This is a genomic window from Peteryoungia rhizophila, assembly GCF_004912145.1.
In the GTDB taxonomy this organism is placed as follows: Bacteria; Pseudomonadota; Alphaproteobacteria; order Rhizobiales; family Rhizobiaceae; genus Allorhizobium; species Allorhizobium rhizophilum.
The window spans coordinates 72,852-95,173 of record NZ_STGT01000001.1 but is presented as its reverse complement, the minus strand read 5'-3'; the positions used below and the strand labels follow the sequence as shown (position 1 = coordinate 95,173).

25 protein-coding genes are annotated in these 22,322 nt (G+C 62.0%); 16 read left to right on the top strand and 9 right to left on the bottom strand.

The annotated features are described in order from the left end of the window. Positions 1–13: 13 nt before the first annotated feature. Both E9677_RS00490 and E9677_RS00485 read right to left on the bottom strand, forming a co-directional pair. Positions 14–1,318, bottom strand: coding sequence for a DnaJ domain-containing protein (locus tag E9677_RS00490; protein WP_136556145.1), 1,305 nt, complete (start codon positions 1,316–1,318; stop codon positions 14–16). A gap of 224 nt (positions 1,319–1,542) precedes the next feature. Then, a complete protein-coding gene (locus E9677_RS00485) occupies positions 1,543–1,998 on the bottom strand; it encodes an RT0821/Lpp0805 family surface protein (RefSeq protein WP_168801084.1) in 456 nt (151 codons plus the stop codon). A 65-nt stretch (positions 1,999–2,063) separates the two neighbouring features. Between E9677_RS00485 and pdxH the strand changes: the two genes are divergently transcribed. Then, positions 2,064–2,678, top strand: a complete 615-nt coding sequence (pdxH, locus tag E9677_RS00480) for a pyridoxamine 5'-phosphate oxidase (protein WP_136556143.1) — start codon at positions 2,064–2,066, stop codon at positions 2,676–2,678. A gap of 13 nt (positions 2,679–2,691) precedes the next feature. Here the strand turns inward: pdxH and E9677_RS00475 are convergent, their stop codons facing one another. Next, positions 2,692–3,738 (bottom strand): polysaccharide deacetylase family protein, encoded by a 1,047-nt coding sequence (locus tag E9677_RS00475; RefSeq protein WP_136556142.1) that lies wholly within the window; start codon positions 3,736–3,738, stop codon positions 2,692–2,694. Positions 3,739–3,821: 83 nt separating this feature from the next. Further along, on the bottom strand, positions 3,822–5,309 hold the full coding sequence (locus E9677_RS00470) for an MFS transporter (protein ID WP_136556141.1): 1,488 nt from the start codon (positions 5,307–5,309) through the stop codon (positions 3,822–3,824). Between the two features lie 79 nt (positions 5,310–5,388). Between E9677_RS00470 and soxR the strand changes: the two genes are divergently transcribed. Next, a complete protein-coding gene (gene soxR / locus E9677_RS00465) occupies positions 5,389–5,832 on the top strand; it encodes a redox-sensitive transcriptional activator SoxR (RefSeq protein ID WP_205910080.1) in 444 nt (147 codons plus the stop codon). Positions 5,833–6,034: 202 nt separating this feature from the next. Beyond that, a complete protein-coding gene (locus E9677_RS00460) occupies positions 6,035–7,348 on the top strand; it encodes a D-alanyl-D-alanine carboxypeptidase (protein WP_136556140.1) in 1,314 nt (437 codons plus the stop codon). Positions 7,349–7,622: 274 nt separating this feature from the next. Here the strand turns inward: E9677_RS00460 and E9677_RS00455 are convergent, their stop codons facing one another. The 4 genes from E9677_RS00455 to E9677_RS00440 form a co-directional block, all read right to left on the bottom strand. Beyond that, positions 7,623–7,775 (bottom strand): type II toxin-antitoxin system RelE/ParE family toxin, encoded by a 153-nt coding sequence (locus E9677_RS00455; RefSeq protein WP_136556139.1) that lies wholly within the window; start codon positions 7,773–7,775, stop codon positions 7,623–7,625. A gap of 4 nt (positions 7,776–7,779) precedes the next feature. Then, positions 7,780–8,028, bottom strand: a complete 249-nt coding sequence (locus tag E9677_RS00450) for a hypothetical protein (RefSeq protein WP_136556138.1) — start codon at positions 8,026–8,028, stop codon at positions 7,780–7,782. Between the two features lie 91 nt (positions 8,029–8,119). Beyond that, a complete protein-coding gene (gene tldD, locus E9677_RS00445) occupies positions 8,120–9,535 on the bottom strand; it encodes a metalloprotease TldD (protein ID WP_136556137.1) in 1,416 nt (471 codons plus the stop codon). A gap of 112 nt (positions 9,536–9,647) precedes the next feature. After that, a complete protein-coding gene (locus E9677_RS00440) occupies positions 9,648–10,178 on the bottom strand; it encodes an invasion associated locus B family protein (RefSeq protein ID WP_136556136.1) in 531 nt (176 codons plus the stop codon). Positions 10,179–10,504: 326 nt separating this feature from the next. On the opposite strand from E9677_RS00440, the gene coxB reads away from it, so the two are divergent. The 10 genes from coxB (at position 10,505) to ispH (ending at position 18,521) form a co-directional block, all read left to right on the top strand. Further along, positions 10,505–11,392: a cytochrome c oxidase subunit II gene (gene coxB / locus E9677_RS00435; protein ID WP_136556135.1), complete on the top strand. Its 888-nt coding sequence runs from the start codon at positions 10,505–10,507 to the stop codon at positions 11,390–11,392. Positions 11,393–11,406: 14 nt separating this feature from the next. Continuing rightward, on the top strand, positions 11,407–13,065 hold the full coding sequence (gene ctaD, locus E9677_RS00430; protein WP_136556134.1) for a cytochrome c oxidase subunit I: 1,659 nt from the start codon (positions 11,407–11,409) through the stop codon (positions 13,063–13,065). A 93-nt stretch (positions 13,066–13,158) separates the two neighbouring features. Beyond that, positions 13,159–14,115 carry a heme o synthase gene (locus E9677_RS00425; RefSeq protein WP_136556133.1) on the top strand — a complete coding sequence of 319 codons (957 nt, stop codon included), beginning with the start codon at positions 13,159–13,161 and terminating at the stop codon, positions 14,113–14,115. Next, positions 14,112–14,249 (top strand): hypothetical protein, encoded by a 138-nt coding sequence (locus E9677_RS00420; RefSeq protein ID WP_168801076.1) that lies wholly within the window; start codon positions 14,112–14,114, stop codon positions 14,247–14,249. The genes E9677_RS00425 and E9677_RS00420 overlap by 4 nt, the downstream gene beginning before the upstream one ends. Positions 14,250–14,263: 14 nt before the next feature. Further along, positions 14,264–14,872, top strand: a complete 609-nt coding sequence (locus tag E9677_RS00415) for a cytochrome c oxidase assembly protein (RefSeq protein WP_136556132.1) — start codon at positions 14,264–14,266, stop codon at positions 14,870–14,872. A gap of 55 nt (positions 14,873–14,927) precedes the next feature. Further along, entirely contained in the window at positions 14,928–15,803 is an 876-nt protein-coding gene (locus tag E9677_RS00410; RefSeq protein WP_136556131.1) for a cytochrome c oxidase subunit 3, read from the top strand. 137 nt (positions 15,804–15,940) lie between these two features. Further along, on the top strand, positions 15,941–16,324 hold the full coding sequence (locus tag E9677_RS00405) for a DUF983 domain-containing protein (RefSeq protein WP_136556130.1): 384 nt from the start codon (positions 15,941–15,943) through the stop codon (positions 16,322–16,324). 7 nt (positions 16,325–16,331) lie between these two features. After that, positions 16,332–17,075 carry an SURF1 family protein gene (locus tag E9677_RS00400; protein WP_168801127.1) on the top strand — a complete coding sequence of 248 codons (744 nt, stop codon included), beginning with the start codon at positions 16,332–16,334 and terminating at the stop codon, positions 17,073–17,075. A gap of 71 nt (positions 17,076–17,146) precedes the next feature. Continuing rightward, positions 17,147–17,512 (top strand): DUF1304 domain-containing protein, encoded by a 366-nt coding sequence (locus E9677_RS00395; RefSeq protein WP_136556128.1) that lies wholly within the window; start codon positions 17,147–17,149, stop codon positions 17,510–17,512. A gap of 10 nt (positions 17,513–17,522) precedes the next feature. Then, on the top strand, positions 17,523–18,521 hold the full coding sequence (gene ispH / locus E9677_RS00390) for a 4-hydroxy-3-methylbut-2-enyl diphosphate reductase (RefSeq protein ID WP_408014681.1): 999 nt from the start codon (positions 17,523–17,525) through the stop codon (positions 18,519–18,521). A gap of 21 nt (positions 18,522–18,542) precedes the next feature. Here ispH and E9677_RS00385 read toward each other — a convergent pair whose 3' ends face one another. Further along, entirely contained in the window at positions 18,543–20,246 is a 1,704-nt protein-coding gene (locus E9677_RS00385; RefSeq protein WP_235882818.1) for a putative bifunctional diguanylate cyclase/phosphodiesterase, read from the bottom strand. A gap of 217 nt (positions 20,247–20,463) precedes the next feature. Here E9677_RS00385 and E9677_RS00380 point away from each other — a divergent pair, with 217 nt between their 5' ends. The 3 genes from E9677_RS00380 (at position 20,464) to E9677_RS00370 (ending at position 22,297) form a co-directional block, all read left to right on the top strand. After that, positions 20,464–21,429 carry a homoserine kinase gene (locus tag E9677_RS00380; RefSeq protein ID WP_136556126.1) on the top strand — a complete coding sequence of 322 codons (966 nt, stop codon included), beginning with the start codon at positions 20,464–20,466 and terminating at the stop codon, positions 21,427–21,429. Then, positions 21,426–21,893, top strand: coding sequence for a ribonuclease HI (rnhA, locus tag E9677_RS00375; protein ID WP_136556125.1), 468 nt, complete (start codon positions 21,426–21,428; stop codon positions 21,891–21,893). Before E9677_RS00380 ends, rnhA begins: the two co-directional genes overlap by 4 nt. Before the next feature lie 95 nt (positions 21,894–21,988). Further along, a complete protein-coding gene (locus tag E9677_RS00370) occupies positions 21,989–22,297 on the top strand; it encodes a Dabb family protein (RefSeq protein WP_136556124.1) in 309 nt (102 codons plus the stop codon). The last annotated feature ends 25 nt before the right edge of the window (positions 22,298–22,322 follow it).

Genomic DNA, 22,322 nt, shown 5'->3' with positions numbered 1-22,322 from the left:
ACGGCGCGAGGCCTCAGATGTAGAGCCCCTCGCGCATCAGGCGCATGAGGTCGGTCACCTTCTCGTCCGGCTTTTCCCACAGCATGACCCGCAATTCCACGACGAGGGCGCCGCGGGTGCCATCGCCGTTGGGCAGACCCAGATCTTCGATCCGGATCATCTGATCGGAGTTGGACCAGGCGGGAACGGTGACGGGTACCATCGTGCCATCAGGTCCTTCGACCTGCGTCTCGCAGCCGAGGACGGCATTTTCCAGCGTGATCGGCAGAACGGTTCGGATGTCGAACTGGTCGACGATGAACCGTTCGGCGCGGAGGACCTTAATGGTCACCGCAACATCGCCGCGCTGCAGCCCCTGGAACTTCAGCCCCTGGTTCTTCAGGCGCACGACGTGGCCTTCCGTCACGCCTTCGAGCGGTACGCGAACCTCGCGCCCGTCGTTCAGCATGAGCGACACGGATTTCTGTTCGAGGAGGTCCGCGATCGTGACCACGACTTCGGCATATATATCGGGTGCCTTCTCCGGCAGGGCAGGTGGCGCGCCGCGCAGCCGGCGTACCAGTGAGCTCAGCAGTTCGATCGGGGCGAGCAGGGGAGAAGCGGCCGGCTTCAGCGGCATGCCTTCTGCAAGCTCCGCTGCTTCCTGCTCGCGTCGAAGGTTCTCTGCCGCCGCCGCAGCTTCCGGGCTGTCGCCGAAGATTCGCGATGCAGCTTCCTCCGGGCCGGATGCCGTGCCACCCACGGATGCCGTTGGACCTGCGGCCGTGCCCGCAGTCGAGCGCCCTGTTGCGCCGCCGGCCGAACCCGGGGCTGACGCTCTGTCTGTACCGTTCGCCGCCGCGCCAGCCGCAGCTGCCTCTGACGCCTCGTCCTTCACACCGGCATTGGCCTGTGGCTGAGCCTTGGCTTTTGCGTCCGCGGCCTGTTGCTGGGCCGCCTTCATCTTGGCCGCCTGGGCCGCATCCGCCTTGGCCTTCTCCGCCTCGGCGCGCGCCAATTCTTCCAGCACGCGCTCGGCATTGGCCTTTGCCTGCTTGGCCTTTTCAGCGGCCTCCCGGGCCGCATTGCGCTGCTGCATGATTGTCTGTTCGCGTTCCAAGGCTTCGACCTTCATGCGTTGTTGGTCATACCGGCTTCGCTTGGCCGGGTCCTTCAGCACTTCATAGGCACGGCCGATTTCCGCAAAGCGGTTGTGCGCGTGCGGGTCGTCTCGGTTCTGGTCCGGATGCACGGATTTCGCCTTCGTGCGCCAGGCCGACTTGATTTCGTCTGCGCCAGCATCGCGCTTTACGCCGAGTATCGAATAGAAATCACGCATCGAGGACACCAACACACCTCATGCAGCAGGACCCGCTCATGGCGCCCCGTCCGCGAAACTCTTATGCCGTCCCGCCGCGTTCATGCGGGTGCGGGATCTACAATCTCGGAAAGCGTTGCACGGGAACTGCTAATTGAACGTTACACAGCGCATGGCGGCGGCGGCCTATTTCTTCCGGTTAGCTTAAGCAATTATTTCGAATGCGACCGAAATAGACCCGGCGTTTACGATTGGCGGTCGAAATTCATCAACTGCCAGTTCCCGGTTCCCGCCGTGCAGGTCTTGCCCGAGAAATAGGCGATGCCTTCGTAGGAATGGCGGGTGGTCGAGAAGTTTCGGCAGATCACACCATTGCCCTTCTCTTCCTGGATCGCCGTCACCACGCCGGCGCTGCCGGTCGTCGCATTGGCCCAGGGAAGCGGCTTGCCTTCCGTCTTGGAAAGATCGGCGGACGACACTGCACTCTGCACCGTCAGTTCGTCGGAGTGGCTGGTCGGATTACCGGTCTTGGTCACGGTCGCCGTGGAGATCGAACTGTCGACGCTGTCGGAGCCGAACAAGTCCATGCTGCCGCCGAAGCAGCCGCTGAGCGGAAGTGTCGCAGTGATGACCAGCAAGATCGAGCTTCTACGCATGCACCAACCCTTTGTACGCTCGACCGACTTTGCTATGTCTTCCAAGGGGCCTACGATCCAGTGCTTCGTCATCGGCGGCCAATATGCATATCGGGAGCATTTTACACAATATGTCAGATATCGGGTTAACAACTGGTGACTTCACGGAAGAGAGCGAGCCCTTCGCCCTCTTCGCGACATGGCTGAAGGACGCAGAAGACTCGGAGATCAACGATCCCAATGCGGTGGCTCTCGCCACCGTGGATGCGGATGGTCTACCGAATGTGCGTATGGTGCTTCTCAAGGGGTTCGATGTCAGAGGCTTTGTGTTCTACACGAATTTCGAGAGCCAGAAGGGACAGGAAATTCTCGGCCAGAAAAAGGCGGCAATGTGTTTTCATTGGAAATCGCTGCGCCGTCAGCTCCGTCTGAGGGGGGAAGTCGAGGTGGTTTCCGACGCGGAAGCCGACGAATACTACCAGTCACGCCCGCTCGGCAGCCGGATCGGCGCCTGGGCTTCGAAACAATCCCGCCCGCTGGAAGGCCGTTTCGCGTTGGAGAAGGCCGTTGCCGAATACACGGCAAAATACGCGTTGGGCAACGTCCCGCGCCCGCCGCATTGGTCCGGCTTCCGCATCATCCCGAGTTCAATCGAATTCTGGCACGACCGCAAGTTCCGCCTGCATGATCGCATCGAGTTTCGTCGCGACGGGGACGGCTGGTCGAAAGTCCGGATGTATCCCTGATAGGGGAGGGCGCTCAGCCGCCGGCGAGCCGTGACGGCAGGCCGGAGGCGAGCGCCTCCACATAGCGACGCTTCTGGTAGAGCCCGTTGAGGGAGATCCGCGGCAGGAGTTGCGGCGTTTCCATTGAGGCCGGTGTCAACGTACCCGGTCGGGTCGTCACCGAAAGCTTGAAGCCGGCCCAGTCGGCATAACCCGCCGTGCGCACCGTGGCGCTGCGGGCATCGCCGTAGGGATAGGCAAAGGTCACCGGCCGGTTGCCGGTGATCTGGGCCACGTAATCGGCGCTGTCGTTGTATTCGTGCAGCAGTTCCTCATTGTTCAGGTCGGCAAGGCCCCGATGGCTCACCGTATGGGCGCCGTAGGAGACTAGCGGATGGCGAGCGAGCGCCGTCAGTTCGTCGCGATCCATCACGGCTTCGGAGACCAGCGCATGCGGGTTGATGCCGGCTGCATTCGCCGCCGCGTCGAGCTGTGCCACGCCCTTGGCCTCGTCCCCCGCCATCAGGCAGCGCGCCACGGCCTCGAACGCTTCTGTCTTGGCGCGTGTCGTGCCGCAATCCATGTCGATCCTGCCGGCCGGCAGGCAGAGCGCCACGCGGCTCCGGGCCGCAATGAGCGTCGCCAGCGTCTCCCACCACATGCTGTGGCTGCGTTCCGAAAGTCCCTTGCAGACGAAGATGGTGAAGGGGACCCCGTGGCGTTCGAAGACCGGCAAGGCATGGTCGCGATTGTTGCGGAACCCGTCATCGAGGGTGAAGACCGCGAAGGGGGTCGCACCCTCCGGCTCGGCCAGGGCGGCTGGCACGTCTTCCAGCCGCAGGAAACGATAGCCGCGCGCGGCGAGCGTCCGGATCGCCGCATCCAGATATTCGGGTGTGATGGCCAGATGCCGGTTCGGCTGGAAAGCGTCGGTTTTGTCCGGCCGAACATGATGCAGCGTGAAGATCACGCCGCGTCCCTTGAGGCCTCTGGCCAGCCCGAGCCGCGACAGGAGGAAGGATGCCTCCAGCCCGGCGCTTATCACCGCCCTTTTCAACTGCTGTCTGAACCGCCCCGCCATAGCCCTGCCTGAAATACCATTCTTCACAATGGCCGGAAGGTTACCTTTCAGTCCTTAAGCGAGGTTCAACACTTCGCCTCAATTTATGGGGATTGCGGCAAAACCCCGCGGGCAAGCCGGGTTGAGCGCCTGGCGAGCAGCATGGCAGGGATCGTCCACAGCACCGGGATCAAGAAGGTGGCGGCGAATGCGACGCCTGTCTTGCCGTCGCTCGATGCCTCGGCGAGGCCGAGGCTGTTACCGGCAAGTCCGGCAAGCGCGGCTCCGATCGCAAATCCGGCCGATTGCAGGGTCGGGATGAGGCCTGAGGTCTTGTCGCGCTCCTTTGCTTCGCTCGCCTCCATCAGCATCTGGCTGAGAAAGGCCCAGCTCGCACCGAAGGCAGCACCCACGACGATCTGCCCGACGATGAGAAGCGTGAGCGAACCCTGATGAAACCCGAGCGCGACCAGCAGCATCCCGCCGCATTGCAGGATAGGGCCTGCCTCGATCGAACGCCGACGCGCCGATCCTGCCCCGATATGAGCGACGAGAACAGCGACCAGGCTCCAGCTCATCGCCATGACGGCCCCCAGGCCGCCCGCCGCCATTGGTCCGAAGCCGAAGCCGCGCTGCAGGCCGAAGACGAAATAGACGCTGCTCGTCGCTTGGGCGACCGGCATCAACAGCACCAGCCAGAGGCCCGTGCCGACTGTGGAGGATAGCCCGAAGGCGCTGTGCGGCATCAGACTTGATGGGGACAGGCGGTCCCTGATGACGCTGAAACCGAGCAGGGCGAGGCCCGCAAATACCAGCGCTGCCGACAACAGGGCATTCCCAACGATGCCAGAGGAAAGCACCATAAGCATGCCCAGCGACAGGAATAAGAGCGGGGAAACCGGCATCCTCGATCCCTCTAGAACCTTTTCGCGCGTCGTTGCGGTAAACAAAGCTAGCAGGATGAACAGCAGACCGAAGGGAACATTGATCAGAAAGGCTATGCGCCAGGAGAAGCTCTCGGCGAGCCAGCCCGCCGCAAACGGGCCGCCGAAGGAGGCACAGGTCCAGACCAGCGCTTCTACCCCGAAGACCTTGGGCACCAGTCGGGCAGGAAAAAGCGCCGGGATCAGTGCATAACAGATCGCCGCCACGACCCCTTCGCCCAGCCCCTGCGCGACCCGCCCCAGCAAGACCTGTTCCATCGACGTCGCCAGGGCCGCGACGACCGTACCGACGATGAATAGGACCGTCGCCACGACCAGCACCCGGCGCGCGCCGAAACGCTGCTTCAGCTGGGCAGCCGTCACGCCGGCGACGATCGAGCCGATCAGATAGAGCGACACTGACCAGGCGATGAGGTGGCCGCCGCCGATCTCCGCGATTGCGCTCGGCAACACGGTCGAGACGAAGAAGCCGTTGAACGCGAAGAGCGCCACCCCCATGCTCAGCATCAGGGTCGTGGCGAGATGGGCGGGCTGAAGCAGATCGAGCCAACCGCCAGCATCGGCCGCCGCCGGCTCGGCCTCCCGAATACTGTCTGCGGCGGCTGGCGTGGGCGTGCCGGCAAGGCTGTCGGTCGCGGTATCTGTCATGGAAGAACTCTCTCTGCGGGATGCGATAGAATGCGATTTGCGGCCATGCTACAACCTCAACCGAAGTTGAGGTAAAGCCATGGCGCAACAAAAAATGCATCTGACCGTCGGAGACGTCGCCCGCCGCAGCGGATTGGCGGTTTCGGCCATCCATTTCTATGAGCGCAAGGGCCTGATCTTTGCCGACAGGACTGGCGGAAACCAGCGCCGCTATGGCCGCGATGTGCTGCGGCGTCTGGCCTTGATCCGGGCGGCGCAGGAGGTGGGGTTGCCGTTGTCGGAGGTCGCAGGCGCCTTGTCAGCTCTTCCGGCAGGGCGAACGCCGACACCGGAAGACTGGCGCCGGATCGCGACCGGATGGGCCGAAAAACTTGATGCCCGCATCCGCGTTCTTGAGAGGCTGCGCAGCGATCTCGACGGCTGCATCGGCTGCGGCTGTCTGTCGATGCAGCGCTGCCAATTGGTCAACCCTTCCGACACTCTCGCCAAAGAGGGCACGGGTGGGGTCTCGCTCTCCCGCTGACGGTGCCACTGCAAGCTTTCGCCCTGTGGATTAACCCTCCATTCACCATGATTGAGCGACGTTATGTGGAATGACAGTTGCATTTGATTCCGATCGGCTGATTGTCGCCCCATTCTTGCCATAGGGGCTCAGGCTCAAGACGTCGGGGCGATCGAATCGAACCAGCTGTCATCATCGAAATCCGGGCCGCATTGGAGTTTTCATGAGCAAGTTGCTGATCGCGTTGTCGTTTTGCGTGGCGATCTTCTCACTCTCGACTGCAGCCCATGCCGGCAGCGCTCAGCTTCTCCTCGATGCCCGTACCGGTGAAGTTCTCGCATCGGAAAACTCCGATGAGCTCAATCATCCGGCCTCGCTGACCAAGATGATGTCGGTCTACATGGTCCTGGACGCGATCAAGGCCGGCAAGCTCAGCTGGGACAGCCCGGTTCCCTTTTCGAAACATGCAGCCTCCCGCCCGCCGACGAAGCTCTTCGTCAAGGCAGGAGATACGATCACGGTGCGCGAAGCCGTGCTCGCCATGATCGTCAAGTCGGCCAATGACGCGGCAGCCGCGGTGGGCGAAAAGATCGGCGGCAGCGAAGAAGGCTTTGCGGCCCTGATGACACGCAAGGCCCGCTCGCTCGGCATGACGAACACCACATTCTTCAACGCCTCGGGCCTGCCACATGCGCAGCAGTTCACCACCGCCCGTGACATGTCGACCCTGGGTGTCGCCCTGATGCGCGACTTTCCGAAGGACTATGAGCTCTTCGCCACGAAGAGCTTCAAGTTCCGCGGCAAGACGATCACCGGTCACAACAACTTGATGTATCGCTACAAGGGCATGGACGGCATCAAGACCGGCTATACCAATGCTTCGGGCTTCAACCTCGTTAGCGCCGTCGAACTGAATGGCCGCCGCGTCGTCGGCGTCGTGCTCGGAGGCCGCACGGCCGCGAGCCGCGACAAGATCATGGAGCGGCTGATCGACGCCAACATCAAGAAGGCCTCATCCGGCCAGCAATTGCTGGTCTCGCGCTCGACCGGCGTGCAGATGGACCTCGCCCGTCTCGGCGACGAGGTTCCTGTTCCGGCGTCCCGCCAGTCGGCACTGGCAGCCGTCCAGGGCATGGCCGGCGCAACGGGTGCCTCGGCCCTGGGCACCGCCTCGGCCTATGCCCCGTCGAACTCCGCCGCCGCAGAACTGGTCGCCAACCCGGCCACCCGTTTCGCTCCTGTTGATGCGCAGCATACGGGAAGCACGCCACAGGTTGCCGCCGAAAACCATTGGCAGATCCAGATCGCCGCCGCCACCTCGGCCCAGGCCGCCATGGACCTCCTGTCCCAGGCCCGCCAGAAGGTCGGCACACCGCTGCAGGGCCTCGACACGTACACGGAGATGGTCACCCGCAACGGCATGACCTTCTATCGCGCCCGCTTCACCGGTTTCGAGACCAAGGAAGAAGCCCGCATCGCCTGCGACAAGCTGGTGCGCCAGCGCTACGACTGCGTGCTGATGCCGGCTCGGGGGTGAGTGTTCGGATACGGCTACTAGCGGTCCGCGAAGTGCGTGCCGTTGATCAAGTCACACTCTGCCCAAACCCATTTTACTGCAGGGGATCCCTTGCCATCTGGATTAGTTCTCTTCTGAGCTTCCTCGGGAAGTCTCGACGCACGTCGATCAGTCTTTAGACACCCAACCGGCCCTCGTGGAGCCTGCGGAAGAACACGTAGTGCATTCTATAGCGTGAAACATATATAGGCTCATCCGTCTTGATCAGAACGGTGAGCCTGCTCGAAAGAGGTCGTCACAGGCCCGGCGATTGAGCAAGCAGCTGCAGATGAACGTGCAGGCCTGTTAAGTAGGCTGCGGCCTTGCCTTCACCCCAGTTTGCGACCGTCCATCGATAGATTTCGTCCTGGTCCCCGTCAGCTATCGGGTGAAACAGGACGGCGCTCATGTCATCACTTCGCGTTGCGGCGAAGAACCTCTGCGGCACTCACCGCGAGGAAGGCTTGATCGCCATCCATCAGGGTTTCCGAGAGCAGCTCGTCGAGAAACTGCGCTGCGTCTGCATCGTCTTCCATGTCGCGACGGATCAACTCACCGACATAGTCATCGGCCGACCTGAACGCACCGTCGCCTTGCACCCTGCGATCGACATGCGTGGCGAGATCATCATCGAGGACGATGTTGAGGTGGCGGCGCTCCATGATGGAAATACTCCGTGGTTCAGGAAGCAGAGCCTGCAGTTTGCCATCTAGAGACTGTTTTGCCAATCTCGCGGAGCTAATCTGCTCTCCCTCACGCCTTCGTGCCACCCACCGTGATCTGGTCCATCCTCAGATGCGGCTGGCCGACGCCGACCGGCACCCACTGGCCAGCCTTGCCGCAATTGCCGATGCCGGTGTCGAGCTTGGTGTCGTTGCCAATCATCGAGATCCGGCGCATGGCGTCCGGACCGTTGCCGATCAGCATGGCGCCCTTGACCGGAGCGCCGATCTTTCCGTTTTCGATGAGATATGCCTCAGTGCAACCGAAGACGAACTTGCCGGAGGTGATGTCGACCTGTCCGCCGCCAAAGGAGACAGCATAGATGCCCTTATTCACCGACGAGATGATTTCCTCGGGGCTTTTGTCGCCCGAAAGCATGTAGGTATTTGTCATGCGCGGCATGGGCTGGTGCGCATAGCCCTGGCGACGGCCATTGCCAGTCGCCTTCATGCCCATTAGACGCGCATTCTGCCGATCCTGCATGTAGCCGACCAGCTTTCCGTTCTCGATCAGCACGTTATAGGCCGAAGGTGTGCCCTCGTCGTCAATGGTGATCGAGCCGCGCCGGTCGTTGATCGTGCCATCATCGACGACGGTGACGCCGGGAGCCGCCACCATTTCGCCCATCAACCCGGCAAAGGCGGACGTTCTCTTGCGGTTGAAGTCGCCTTCCAACCCGTGGCCGACAGCCTCGTGCAGCATCACACCCGGCCAGCCATTGCCAAGCACGATGTCCATCGTGCCGGCCGGGGCCTCCTGAGCTTCGAGATTGACCAGTGCCTGGCGAAGCGCCTCGTCGGCGCCGCGCTGCCAGCTTTCCTGAGTGAGAAAATCGTTGAAACCCATGCGCCCGCCGACCCCGAAGGAGCCGCTTTCCTGACGGTCTCCAGCACCGGTGATGACCGAGATGTTGATCCGGGTCATCGGCCTGGTATCGCGCACCCGGTGGCCATCGGCCCTCAGGATTTCGACCACCTGCCAGCTCGCGCCGACGGTCGCCGTCACCTGGCGAACCTTGGGATCCTTGTCACGCAGATAGGCGTCGATTTCGGACAAGAGCTTGACCTTCTCCTCGAAGGTCGGCGAGCCGATCGGATTGCCGTCGCCATAGAGCTTGGCATTGGTACGCTGTGGGGCGGTGGCATAGGAGCCGGAATAGCCGTGTGTGACGGCACCCACTGCATCCGCCGCGCGGGAGAGGGCGGAAAGCGACAGTTCGCCGGAATGGGCATAACCCACGGCCTCGTCGGCCACGGCGCGCAGACCGAAGCCCTGGTCCGTATTGAACGAGCCGCCCTTGAGGCGACCATTGTCGAAGGTGAGTGACTCGGCCTGGGCGTGCTCGACGAAGAGCTCTCCATCGTCGGCACCCTCGAGTGCATCGGCGACGCGCCGCGTTAGCGTGGCTTCGTCACAATCGAAGAGGGAGAGAAGGTCCTGGGTCATGCATGTCTCCTTGGGCGCTGGCTCTTGCATGTAGGCGCGCAACGAAAAAGGGGCAAGCCCGCCGGACTTGCCCCTTATCTATAAGGTCATCACGATCCAGCGACTGCGCCGCTCACGGCAGCTTGTCGTATCCTTCGCCAAATCCGGCGAGCTCGATCGGAATACCGACGCGATCCTGGTCGGCGGACTCGCGCAGTGCGAAGACCGCGGCCTTGCCGGCGCGCAGGATCTTCATCAGTTCCTCGTCGATCTCGACCTCGACGTAGCAGCCCTCCGAGAAGCAGCGGGTGAAATAGGCCCGCCCGATATTGTTGCCGTCGACGAAGAGCTCCATCCCGTCCTTCAGGAGCACGCCGAGTGGCGCGAGGATGCGCAGGATGCGCGCCTGACGGTCGGCGGTCTTGAGTACCACGACCGACAGGCCGACCTCCGGCCTGTCGTCGGCGATGACGTTCTGCATCAGCGCGCACTGTTCTTCGGTCGCACCGGCCGGCTTGTCACAGATGACAGACCACGCGCCGTGGTTGGAACGGATCGAGCCCGGCTGTTGCTGGGGTTGCTGGCTCTGTGCCGGTGTCGCGAGAGCGGCCATCAGCACGGCGCCCGCGGTCAGGCTGGACCAGGCAAGTCTTGGCAGACCCATGAAAACCTCTGGAAAACGAATCATTGCCGACATTCTTGTCGCCGGGGTGCGCAAATGGAAAGCCCCGCACCCTGTTTTAAGGCCGACTGCGGCATAATTGGGACTGCATTTTTCCCGTGGCAGCGCAATCACGCGCCCGTTCCTGCCCCATCTGGTGAAAGCCTGTGCATCTCGGCTACATGTATTTGATGAAGCGCAAAAATGCCGCACCGGCTTTCGCGCGGGCGTATTGCGATTGCGGCCAATCTGTGATTTGAAACGGCGACACTAGCATGATTTTTGCGCTATGGTTTGATGTGGATCAAGCGCTTGTGGGAGACCAAACCGTGATGAAGAGAACCTATGCAGCCTTGGCCGCCTTGGCCTGTCTGCTTTTCGCTTCTGTAGGCTTCGCCGATCAGCCGAAGCCATGGCAGATGGGTATGCAGGAACCAGCAACCTCCATCATGGAGTTTACCAGCTGGTTTGAGCAATACACTCTGTGGTTCATCGTTCCGATCACCATTTTCGTCCTGATTCTCCTGATCCTCGTGGTCGTGAAGTTCCGCGCCGCTGCCAATCCGGTGCCGTCGAAGACGAGCCACAACACGGCGATCGAGATCGTCTGGACGGTTGCTCCGGTCCTCATTCTCTTCGCAATTGCGATCCCGTCCTTCAACCTGCTGACCTATCAGCTCAAGATGCCGGAAAACCCCGACATCACCATCAAGGCGACCGCCACCCAATGGCTGTGGTCTTATGAGTACGAGGGTGAGCAGGCCGTGTCTTTCGATAGCTACATGCTGAAGGAAACCGACCGCGCAGCAACCGGCAAGGAAGATGTTGCCCGCTATCCGCGCCTGCTCGCCGTGGACAACGAAGTCGTCGTCCCCGTCGGCAAGAGCGTCCGCCTGCTGGTCACTGCCGCCCCGACCGACGTTATCCACGCTTTCGCAATGCCCGCCTTCGGCATCAAGATCGACGCCATTCCGGGCCGCCTGAACGAAACCTGGTTCCAGGCCGACCGCGAAGGTCTCTACTACGGCCAGTGTTCCGAGCTCTGTGGCAAGGACCACGCCTACATGCCGATCGCGATCCGTGTGGTTTCCGATGCGCAGTATGCGACCTGGCTGCAGGCGGCCACCTCCGATCTGTCGGGCGCCAATCGCGCTCTCATGGCTGCTGTCGATGGCGCTCCCGCCGCCGTCCAGACAGCTGAAAACATCACGAACTGAGAGGAGTGAGGCCAATGGCTGGCTCTGTTGCCCACGACGAACACGCACATCACGATCATAAACCGGGCTTCTTTGCCCGCTGGTTCCTGTCGACCAACCACAAGGACATCGGCACGCTCTACCTGATCTTCGCGATCATGGCCGGCATCGTCGGTGGCGCCCTCTCGGTTGCCATGCGTATGGAGCTCCAGGACCCTGGTATCCAGATCTTCCATGGTCTGGCTTCGATGGTCTACGGCTTCGAAGGTGATGCTGCCATCGACGGCGGCAAGCACATGTACAACGTCTTCACGACGGCCCACGCCCTCATCATGATCTTCTTCATGGTCATGCCGGCGCTGATCGGCGGTTTTGCCAACTGGATGATCCCGATCATGATCGGCGCTCCTGACATGGCTTTCCCGCGCCTCAACAACATCTCCTTCTGGCTGATCGTCCCGGCCTTCCTGCTGCTCGTCCTGTCGATGTTCGTCGAAGGCCCGGCCGGTGGTTACGGCGTCGGTGGTGGCTGGACGCTCTATCCGCCGCTCGCGACCTCGGGTCAGCCTGGCCCTGCCGTCGACCTGGCGATCTTCGCGCTCCACGTTTCCGGTGCGTCCTCGATCCTCGGTGCGATCAACTTCATCACCACGATCCTCAACATGCGCGCTCCGGGCATGACGCTGCACAAGATGCCGCTCTTCGCCTGGGCCGTTCTGGTCACAGCCTTCCTTCTGCTGCTGTCGCTCCCGGTTCTCGCCGGCGGCATCACCATGCTCCTGACCGACCGCAACTTCGGCACGACCTTCTTCTCGCCCGAAGGCGGTGGTGACCCGATCCTTTACCAGCACCTGTTCTGGTTCTTCGGTCACCCGGAAGTCTACATCCTGATCCTGCCCGGCTTTGGCATCGTCAGCCACATCATCTCGACCTTCTCGAAGAAGCCTGTCTTCGGCTATCTCGGCATGGCCTATGCCATGGTCGGCATCGGCGCCGTCGGCTTCGTCGTCTGGGCACACCACATGTACACGGTCGGCCTGTCCCTTCAGGCGCAGCGTTACTTCCTCTTCGCAACCATGGTCATCGCGGTGCCGACCGGCATCAAGATCTTCTCGTGGATCGCGACGATGTGGGGTGGGTCGCTGACCTTCAAGACTCCGATGGTCTGGGCGATCGGCTTCATCTTCCTGTTCACAGTCGGTGGCGTCACGGGCGTTCAGCTCGCCAATGCCGGCCTCGACCGTTCGCTGCATGACACCTATTACGTCGTGGCCCACTTCCACTACGTCTTGTCGCTCGGCGCCGTCTTCGCGATCTTCGCCGGCTGGTACTACTGGTTCCCGAAGATGACGGGCTACATGTACAGCGAGTTCATCGGCCAGACGCACTTCTGGGTAATGTTCATCGGCGTCAACCTGGTGTTCTTCCCGCAGCATTTCCTCGGCCTTGCCGGTATGCCGCGCCGCTACATCGACTATCCCGATGCCTATGCCGGCTGGAATTATGTCTCGTCGATCGGCTCCTACATCTCGGCCTTCGCGGTTCTCGTCTTCCTCTACGGCGTCTTCGAAGCCTTCGCCAAGAAGCGCGTCGCCGGTGACAACCCCTGGGGTGAAGGTGCGACCACGCTGGAATGGCAGCTGTCTTCGCCGCCGCCATACCACCAGTGGGAACAGCTGCCGAAGATCAAGTAAGCCGCTCCTAGGCTGACATGAACAAGTTCGGGCGCCGCGGTCCAGGGGATCGCGGCGCCCGACCAAACAGCAAGCAAGACGGAATTCGACAGTATGACGGTCATCGACAACAGCGGCGTTTTCGGCCTGGACGGCGAGGTGCGCCTCTCCGAAGCCGGTCCCCGCGATTTCTTCGCGCTTCTGAAGCCGCGTGTGATGTCGCTTGTCGTCTTCACGGCGCTGGCCGGCCTGCTGCTCGCCCCGGGCGAGATCAACCCGGTCCTCGGTTTTATCGCAATTCTCTGCATAGCTGTCGGCGCTGGCGCCTCGGGCGCGCTCAACATGTGGTACGATGCCGACATCGACGCCATCATGACGCGCACGGCGACCCGCCCGGTCCCGGCTGGCCGCGTTACGCCGCATGAGGCTCTCGCCTTCGGCCTCGTGCTCTCGGTCTTTTCGGTGGGCATTCTCGGTCTCGCGGTCAACTGGTTCGCGGCCGGCCTGCTCGCCTTCACCATCTTCTTCTATGCCGTCGTCTACACGATGTGGCTGAAGCGCTCGACCCCGCAGAACATCGTCATCGGCGGTGCGGCCGGCGCCTTCCCGCCCATGGTCGGCTGGGCCTGTGTCACAGGTGGCGTCGCCCTCGACAGCGTCATCATGTTCATGATCATCTTCCTCTGGACGCCGGCGCATTTCTGGGCGCTCGCGCTCTTCAAGATGAAGGACTATGGCTCAGTCGGCGTTCCCATGATGCCCAATGTCGCCGGCATCCCATCGACCAAGCGCCAGATCGCCGTCTATGCCGTGCTGACCGCCGTCACGGGTGTGCTTCCGACATTTACCGGCCTTGCTTCGCTCGGTTACGGGATTGTCGCTGGCCTGCTCGGCGCCTATTTCGTCCACTGTTCCATCGCCGTCTGGCGCATGGCCGACGGCGACGAGAAGATGGTGCCGGCGAAGAAGCTTTTCGCCTATTCGATCTTCTATCTCTTCGCGATCTTCGCAGCGCTGATGATCGACTACTACGTCGCGCCGCTGGCTGTGACCCTCGGAGGTGCCGCATGATGGATACCATCGAACTCAACGACAAGCAGAAGAAGTCCCGTCGTGGCCGCAATATCGCGCTTGGCGTGGTCCTCGCAGCCTTGGTGGTGATCTTCTACGTGGTAACCATCATCAAGATCGGCAATATCGGGTAACGAGGCACAGCACCGTGACTGTATCGAATGACAGGACTGAGCCCTCCAACCGTCGAAATCTCGGCGTGGCGGGCGCTTGCGTCGTCTTCGTCGGCACCATGGTGGGCATGGCCTATGCGGCCGTGCCGCTTTACCAGCTCTTCTGCCAGGTGACGGGTTTCGGCGGCACCACCCAACGGGTGGATCAGGTGTCGGACGTGGTGCTCGACCGCACGATCAACGTGACCTTCGACGCCAATGCTTCCTCCGGTCTGAACTGGGATTTCAAGGCGGTCGACAAGAAGGTGACACCGAGGATCGGTGAAACCGTGCAGATCACCTATACCGCGACGAACAATTCGCCGCATCCGGTCACAGGCGAGGCGATATTCAACGTCACCCCCCTGGAAGCCGGTGCCTACTTCAACAAGGTCCAGTGTTTCTGCTTTACAGAGACCACGTTGCAGCCTGGCGAGACGCTCGAAATGCCTGTTGTCTTTTTCGTCGACCCCGCCATCGTCGAGTCGGAGGAGACAAAGGGCATCGGAACGATTACCCTGTCCTACACTTTCTACCCGCGCGCTGATCAGGAGCCGGTGGCCGCATTGTCGGTCGGGGAAGACAAGGGACAGCCGAAACTGTGAGAGGGCTCCGGTTCGCCGGAACTCGTAATGAAATTGACATTCGGGGATTGCTGAAATGGCCGAAGCGCACCAGAAGAACCACGACTACCACATCATCGATCCGAGCCCCTGGCCGCTCCTGGCCTCGATCGGCGCCTTCGTCCTCACCTTCGGTGGCGTCGGCTACATGCGCTACCTGAATGGCGGTTCGCTGAACCTGTTCGGCATGAACTTTGCCAGCCCGTGGCTCTTCTACATCGGCCTTGCCATCGTGCTCTTCACGATGTTCGCCTGGTGGGCCGATACCATCAAGGAGGCTCACGAGGGCCATCATACCCGCGTAGTATCGCTTCACCTGCGCTACGGCATGATCATGTTCATCGCGTCGGAAGTGATGTTCTTCGTCGCCTGGTTCTGGGCCTTCTTCGACGCCAGCCTCTTCGCCAATGAAGCGATCCAGGCAAGCCGCGTCGAGTTCACCGGTGGCACCTGGCCGCCGCAGGGCATCGAGGTTGTCGATCCCTGGCACCTGCCGCTCTACAACACTGTCATCCTGCTGCTGTCGGGAACCTGCGTGACATGGGCCCACCATGCGATGCTGCACAATGATCGCAAGGGACTCGTCTACGGTCTCTTGTTGACCGTGCTGCTCGGCGCCCTGTTCTCCTTCGTGCAGGCCTATGAGTATGCAGTCTCGCCGTTCGACTTCACGAATTCTATCTATGGCGCGACCTTCTTCATGGCGACCGGCTTCCACGGCTTCCACGTTCTGGTCGGCACGATCTTCCTGATCGTCTGCCTGTTCCGTGCGCTCGCCGGGCACTTCACCCCGCAGCAGCATTTCGGCTTCGAAGCTGCCGCCTGGTACTGGCACTTCGTCGACGTCGTCTGGCTGTTCCTCTTCTTCGCCATCTACATCTGGGGCGATTGGGGCGCACCGCTCGCCCATTGATCTGGGCAGGGTTTGATCAAAGGGCGGCGAAAGCCGCCCTTTGTGTTTTCAGCCATGCGACGATCGAGCACTGGGAGGGAACTCTCGCATGCTCTATGGGTTGCCGGGGACGAGCCGCATCAAACAGGAGAGAGCCGATGACCGAAGACAATGCGAAATTTCCGCCTGTGGATCCGGTCAAGGCGGCACTCACGGCATCCTGCCCGCGCTGCGGAAATGGCAAGCTCTTCGACGGCTTCACCAAGCCGAAGGCACGCTGCAATTCCTGCGGTCTGGATCTCTCCTGGGTGGATGCTGGCGACGGCCCGGCAATCTTCGTCATCCTCTTGGCCGACCTGCTGGTCGTCGGGTTCGCGGTCTGGGTGGAACTGACTTATCAACCTTCGATGTGGCTCCATATCCTCGTTTTCGCACCCCTCGGCGTGGCGCTTACCCTTTGGCTCATGCGCTTCCTGAAGGCGCTGCTGATCGCGCTTCAATACAAGCACAATGCGTCCCAGGGAGTGATCGACCGTGGCTGACACGCGGATCGACGAGGGGGCCGAGACGGGTCGCCGCACGTGGCGCTTCTGGGCCGCTCTGGTCATCGTGCCCGTCGCCCTTTTCATCCTCATTTCGCTCGGCACATGGCAGGTCAACCGCCTGCACTGGAAGGAGGCCCTGCTTGCCGACATCCAGCAACGCAGCACCGCCGCCCCTGTCGATATCCCGGAACTGGAACGCCTGCTGACATCAGGTGAAGCGGTCGACTACCGCCATGCCACAGCCACTGGCCGGTACCTGAACGACAAGGAACGCCACTTCCTCGCGACTTTCCAGGGCCAGTCGGGTTTCTACCTCTACACGCCGCTGGAGCTCGCTGACGGTCGCTATATCCTCGTCAACCGCGGCTTCGTGCCCTATGACCGCAAGGAGCCGGAGACCCGTCCGGAGAGCTTCGTCCAGGGTGAGCAGACGGTCACCGGTCTCGCTCGCGCGGAACTCACAGAGAAACCGTCCTCGCTGGTTCCGGACAATGATGAGACGGCGAACATCTTTTACTGGAAAGACCGCGCCCGCATGGCAGCGTCCGTCGACCTGCCGGCTGATCGCGTCCTGCCCTTCTTCCTCGATGCCGATGCGACCCCGGTCGCAGGCGGCCTGCCCAAAGGCGGCGTGACCCAGATCGACCTGCCCAACAACCATCTGCAATATGTCATCACCTGGTACGGCCTTGCTTTTGCCCTGGTGGCGGTCGTGCTTGCGGGCCTGATCCGTCGGAAATCCCGATAGAGCGACGGAAGATTTTCCGCTAGAACGGCCAAATGAAGACGGCGAAGAGACCGCCGTGCCGAGGAAACTGCATGTCCTATCTCGCCTCCACGCTCGTGGCACTCGTCGCCCTCGAACACGTCTATATTCTGATCCTCGAGATGTTTCTCTGGACCACGCCCATCGGCCGCCGCGCCTTCGGCATGAAGCCCGAGCAGGCGGCAGCAACCAAGGTCATGGCCGCCAACCAGGGTCTCTACAACGGCTTCCTCGCGGCCGGCCTGATCTGGGGCCTGCTGCATCCGGATGTCGCCTTCGGCACACAAATTCAGTTGTTTTTCCTTGGCTGTGTGCTGGTCGCGGGCCTATATGGGGGAGCGACGGCCTCGCGGAAGATCTTCGTCATCCAGGCTCTGCCCGCGGCGCTCGCCATTATCGCTGTCCTGATTGCTGGCTGACCCGATGAACATGCATATGAACCGCCCTCCTTTGACGATTAGGCTCTGCGGCCCGCGCGGCTTCTGTGCGGGAGTCGATCGTGCCATCCAGATCGTCGTTCTGGCGCTCAAGCGCTACGGGGCCCCGGTTTATGTGCGCCACGAGATCGTCCACAACCGCTATGTCGTCGAAGGCCTGGAGGCCAAGGGCGCAATCTTCGTCGAGGAACTCGACGAGATCCCGGCGGAGCATCGCCAGCAGCCTGTGGTCTTCTCCGCCCATGGCGTGCCGAAGTCGGTGCCGGAGGATGCCGCGAGCCGCAACCTCTTCTATCTCGACGCCACGTGCCCGCTGGTCTCGAAGGTGCACAAGCAGGCCATGCGCCACCAGCGCCTCGGTCGCCACGTGATCCTGATCGGCCATGCCGGCCATCCGGAAGTGATTGGCACCATGGGGCAGCTTCCCGAAGGCTCCGTGTCCCTCGTCGAGACGGTCGAGGACGCGGACGCCTATCAGCCGCTCGACGCTGACAATCTCGGCTACGTCACCCAGACCACGCTCTCGGTTGATGATACTGCCGGCGTCATTGCCCGGCTCAGGGAGCGCTTCCCGAACCTGACGGCGCCCTCGGCCGACAGCATCTGCTACGCGACCACCAACCGCCAGGAAGCCGTCAAGCACGCAGCTCCCGGCTGCGATCTCTTCATCGTCGTCGGTGCGCCGAATTCGTCCAATTCCAAGCGCCTTGTCGAAGTGGCCTTGAGGGCAGGGGCCACCCGCTCTCTGCTGGTGCAGCGGGCCTCCGAGATCGACTGGGACGGTGTCGGCGAGATTGGCACGCTCGGCATTTCCGCCGGCGCTTCCGCGCCCGAGGTCATCGTCGACGAGATCATCGACGCTTTTCGCGAGCGCTTCGACGCCAAGGTGGAACTGGCGATCACGGCGGAGGAAAACGAACATTTCCTCGTTAATCGGGAACTGCGCGATGTCGAACTGACACGCGAGGACATGGCCTGGGTCAACGGCTGAGCGTAAGCGTGCCGTCCCGTGTCAGATGCGTTTTGCCTTGCTCGTCGCGGGCGCCGTCTCGGCCGCTGCCAGAGAGGCGATCGCGTCCTGTTCGCGCATAGGTCGTCCAAAGAGATAGCCCTGACCCTCCTGGCAGCCGATCTCCCGCAACAGGGTCTCCTGCTCGGGTGTCTCGATGCCCTCTGCCACGGTGCGCAACCCCATTTCACGGCTCATCGCGACCAGCGCGCGGGTAATGGCTGCGTCCGACGGGCACTTGCGGATGTCGCGGATAAAGCCGCGATCGATCTTCAGCGTCGTCAGGGGATAGCGCTGCAGTGAACTCAGTGAGGCGAATCCGGTTCCGAAATCGTCGAAGGCGACGCCGACGCCGATGTCGCGGATGGCCTTCAATCTCTGCAGGCTCGCTTCTTCGTCATTCAGTGCGACTTCTTCGGTCACCTCGAGCTCGAGGCATTCCGGGGCCACGCCATGGCGCTCCAGCGCCTCCGCTACCCTGTCGCACAGTTGCGGTGCGCGGAACTGCTGGGCAAAGAGATTGACGGCGATGCGATAGCTCCCGTCCTTGCCATTGATTTCGGCCGCCATCCGGCATGCCTCGTCGATCGTCCACCATCCGATCTCGGATGCGAGCGCACTCTGCTCCAGCGAAGGCAGGAACACGCCGGGCAGCAGGAGGCCGCGCTCCGGATGGTTCCAGCGAATGAGAGCCTCGAAGCCCACCACGCTGCGGGTCGCAAGCTCGACTTGCGGCTGATAATAGAGTTCGAGTTCGCCGAGGTGCAGGGCGCGGCGCAAGCGGTCGCGCATGTCGCGCTTCGCCTGGCTCTCGTTGCGCATGGAAATCTCGAAGAAGCGATAGGCGCGCCCGCCGGCCGCCTTTGCCCGATAGAGCGCGAAGTCGGCAGAGGCTAACAGCTCCTCCGCCTCGCCGCCATGAAGCGGCGCGATGGCGATCCCGATGCTGGCACCGAGTTCGAGTTCCAGGCCACCAAGGCTGAAGGGCTTGCGGAAGGCATCGAGGATCTGTGCTGCCTGTTTCTGGGCGAGGCGTGGATCGCCGCAGTCGGGCAGCAGCACACCGAATTCGTCACCACCGAGGCGGCCGATGGCAGCCTTCTCGCCGAGGAGATAGGGAAGCCGCACGCCCACGGCCTGCAGCAGGCTGTCGCCGACGGCATGTCCATGCATATCGTTGACGTCCTTGAAGCCGTCGAGGTCGAGGAGCAGTAGGGTGCACGGTCTGCCCACGGAGAGCTTGTCGCCAAGAACCGTCATGAATTCGTGGCGGTTCTGCAGGCCTGTCAGGGTGTCGTGTGACGCAAGGCGCATCAACCGGGCGTCCCGCTCGCGCCGCTCCGATATGTCGCGGATCGTGGCGCCGGCCCAGAAGCCGCCACCGTCGGTCCAGGTCGCGAGCGTGATCTCGATCGGAAATTCGCTGCCATCCCGCTTCAGCGCGCATACTTCGACGGCCTTTCCGGCCAGACCGGGCTTGGCCCCGGCCGCCACATTGGCCATGCCGGCGGTATGGGCACCGCGCATGCGCTCGGGAATGATCAGCGTAATCGGCTGGCCGAGAACCTCGTCCTCCCGATAGTCGAACATGTCGCAAAAGGCTGGATTGGCAAAGCGGATTGCACCATTGCCATCGACGACTATGAGCGCATGGCTCATCGCCGCGGCAAAATCATGCGCCATCTTGGCAGTGTCCGGCAGATCCATACTGGCGCATCCCGATCATCGTTACAGGAAAGGCTAACGGGATAGAATTAGGGAAGCGTAAAATTCCTGAGGCGGTGGGGTAGGTTGTTGAATGATGCGCATTGCGCGTGCACCATCCGCCCCATTTCCTGTGCCCCGTGTCGCTGCGGGGCTGGCATGCGCGCCGCACCCGTTATAGGACTGCTCTCATTCCCGAAGCGGCACGGAACCTGAACCTGTGGCAGTCTATACCGACATCAACGAAATCGACCTCAAGGCCTTTCTCGCGCAGTATGACGCTGGAGAACTGCTCTCCTACAAGGGCATCGCCGAAGGCGTCGAGAATTCCAACTTCCTGCTCCATACGTCCAAGTCCCCGCTGATCCTGACGCTCTATGAAAAGCGCGTCGAGAAATCCGACCTGCCTTTCTTCCTCGGCCTGATGCATCACCTGTCGGAGCGCGGGCTCAATTGTCCGCTGCCCCTGCCGCGCCAGGATGGAGAACTGCTCGGCGAACTTTCCGGCCGTCCGGCGGCGCTGATTTCCTTCCTCGAAGGCATGTGGCTGAGAAAGCCCGAGGCCCAGCATTGCCGCGAAGTGGGCGCGGCGCTGGCAAAGATGCACATCGCCGGCGAGGGTTTCGAGCTCACGCGGCCGAACGCGCTTTCCCTCGAAGGCTGGCAAATCCTCTGGGCCAAGTCCGAGGGCCGGGCCGACGAAGTGGAGGAGGGGCTTGAGGCCGAGATCGGCGCGGAACTCGATGTCCTCGCTATCCACTGGCCGAAGGATCTGCCCGCAGGCGTCATCCATGCCGACCTCTTCCCGGACAACGTCTTCTTCCTCGGTGATCAGCTCTCCGGCCTGATCGACTTCTACTTCGCCTGCAACGATCTCCTGGTCTACGATCTCTCGATCTGCCTGAACTCCTGGTGTTTCGAAAAGGACGGCGCCTACAACATCACCAAAGGCAAGGCGATGATCGAGGGCTACCAGTCGGTGCGCCCGCTCTCGGCCGCCGAGATCGAAGCACTGCCGATCCTCTGCCGCGGCTCTGCACTCCGCTTCTTCCTCACCCGCCTCTATGACTGGCTGACGACGCCGGCAGGCGCCTTGGTGGTCAAGAAGGACCCGCTCGAATATCTGAAGAAGCTGCGCTTCCACCGCGCCGTCACCAATGCCTCCGAATACGGACTGATCGCATGAAACATGTCGAAATCTACACAGACGGCGCCTGCTCGGGCAATCCCGGTCCCGGCGGCTGGGGTGCGGTCATGCGTTACGGCGAGACCGAGAAGGAACTCTTCGGCGGCGAGGCAGACACCACCAACAACCGCATGGAACTGCTCGCCACCATCACGGCGTTGAATGCCCTGAAAGACGCTTGCGAGGTCGATCTCTATACCGACAGCAAATATGTCATGGACGGCATTTCCAAATGGATCTTCGGCTGGAAGAAGAACGGCTGGAAGACCGCCGACCGCAAGCCTGTGAAAAACGGTGAACTCTGGCAGGCGCTTGATGTCGCCAACCAGCGCCACAAGGTCAAGTGGCACTGGGTCAAGGGCCATGCCGGCCATCCGGAAAACGAACGCGCCGACGAGCTCGCCCGCCGTGGCATGGAGCCCTTCAAGACGTCGGGTTTTGGGCGGTCGCTTCTGGTGAAATGACCGCTCGGAGGCGGATGGCGCGGGGCCGCCCCCACTTGCCCTTTCCCCCGTTGCCCCTATGCTCGCGTCAAAACCAAACCGACGGGGAGACATCCATGATCCAGCACTGCGTATTCTTGCGCTTCAAGGCCGCCGTTCAGGAGGCCGAGAAGCAGGCAATCTATGCGGCGATTGCCGATTTGAAGGATGTGGTGCCAGGCATGCTGGAGGTGAAGTCGGGGCCCAACGTCTCGCCGGAAGGCCTGAGCGGCGGCTACAATGACGGCTTCATCGTGACCTTCGAGGACGAGATGGTCCGCGACTATTATCTCAAACATCCCAAGCATGTGGAGGTCGGCGAGAGGATCGTCGGCGCCACGGATGGCGGCCTGGCCGGGATTCTCGTCTTCGATCTCGCCCACTGAAAACGACAAAGGCCCGGTTTCCCGG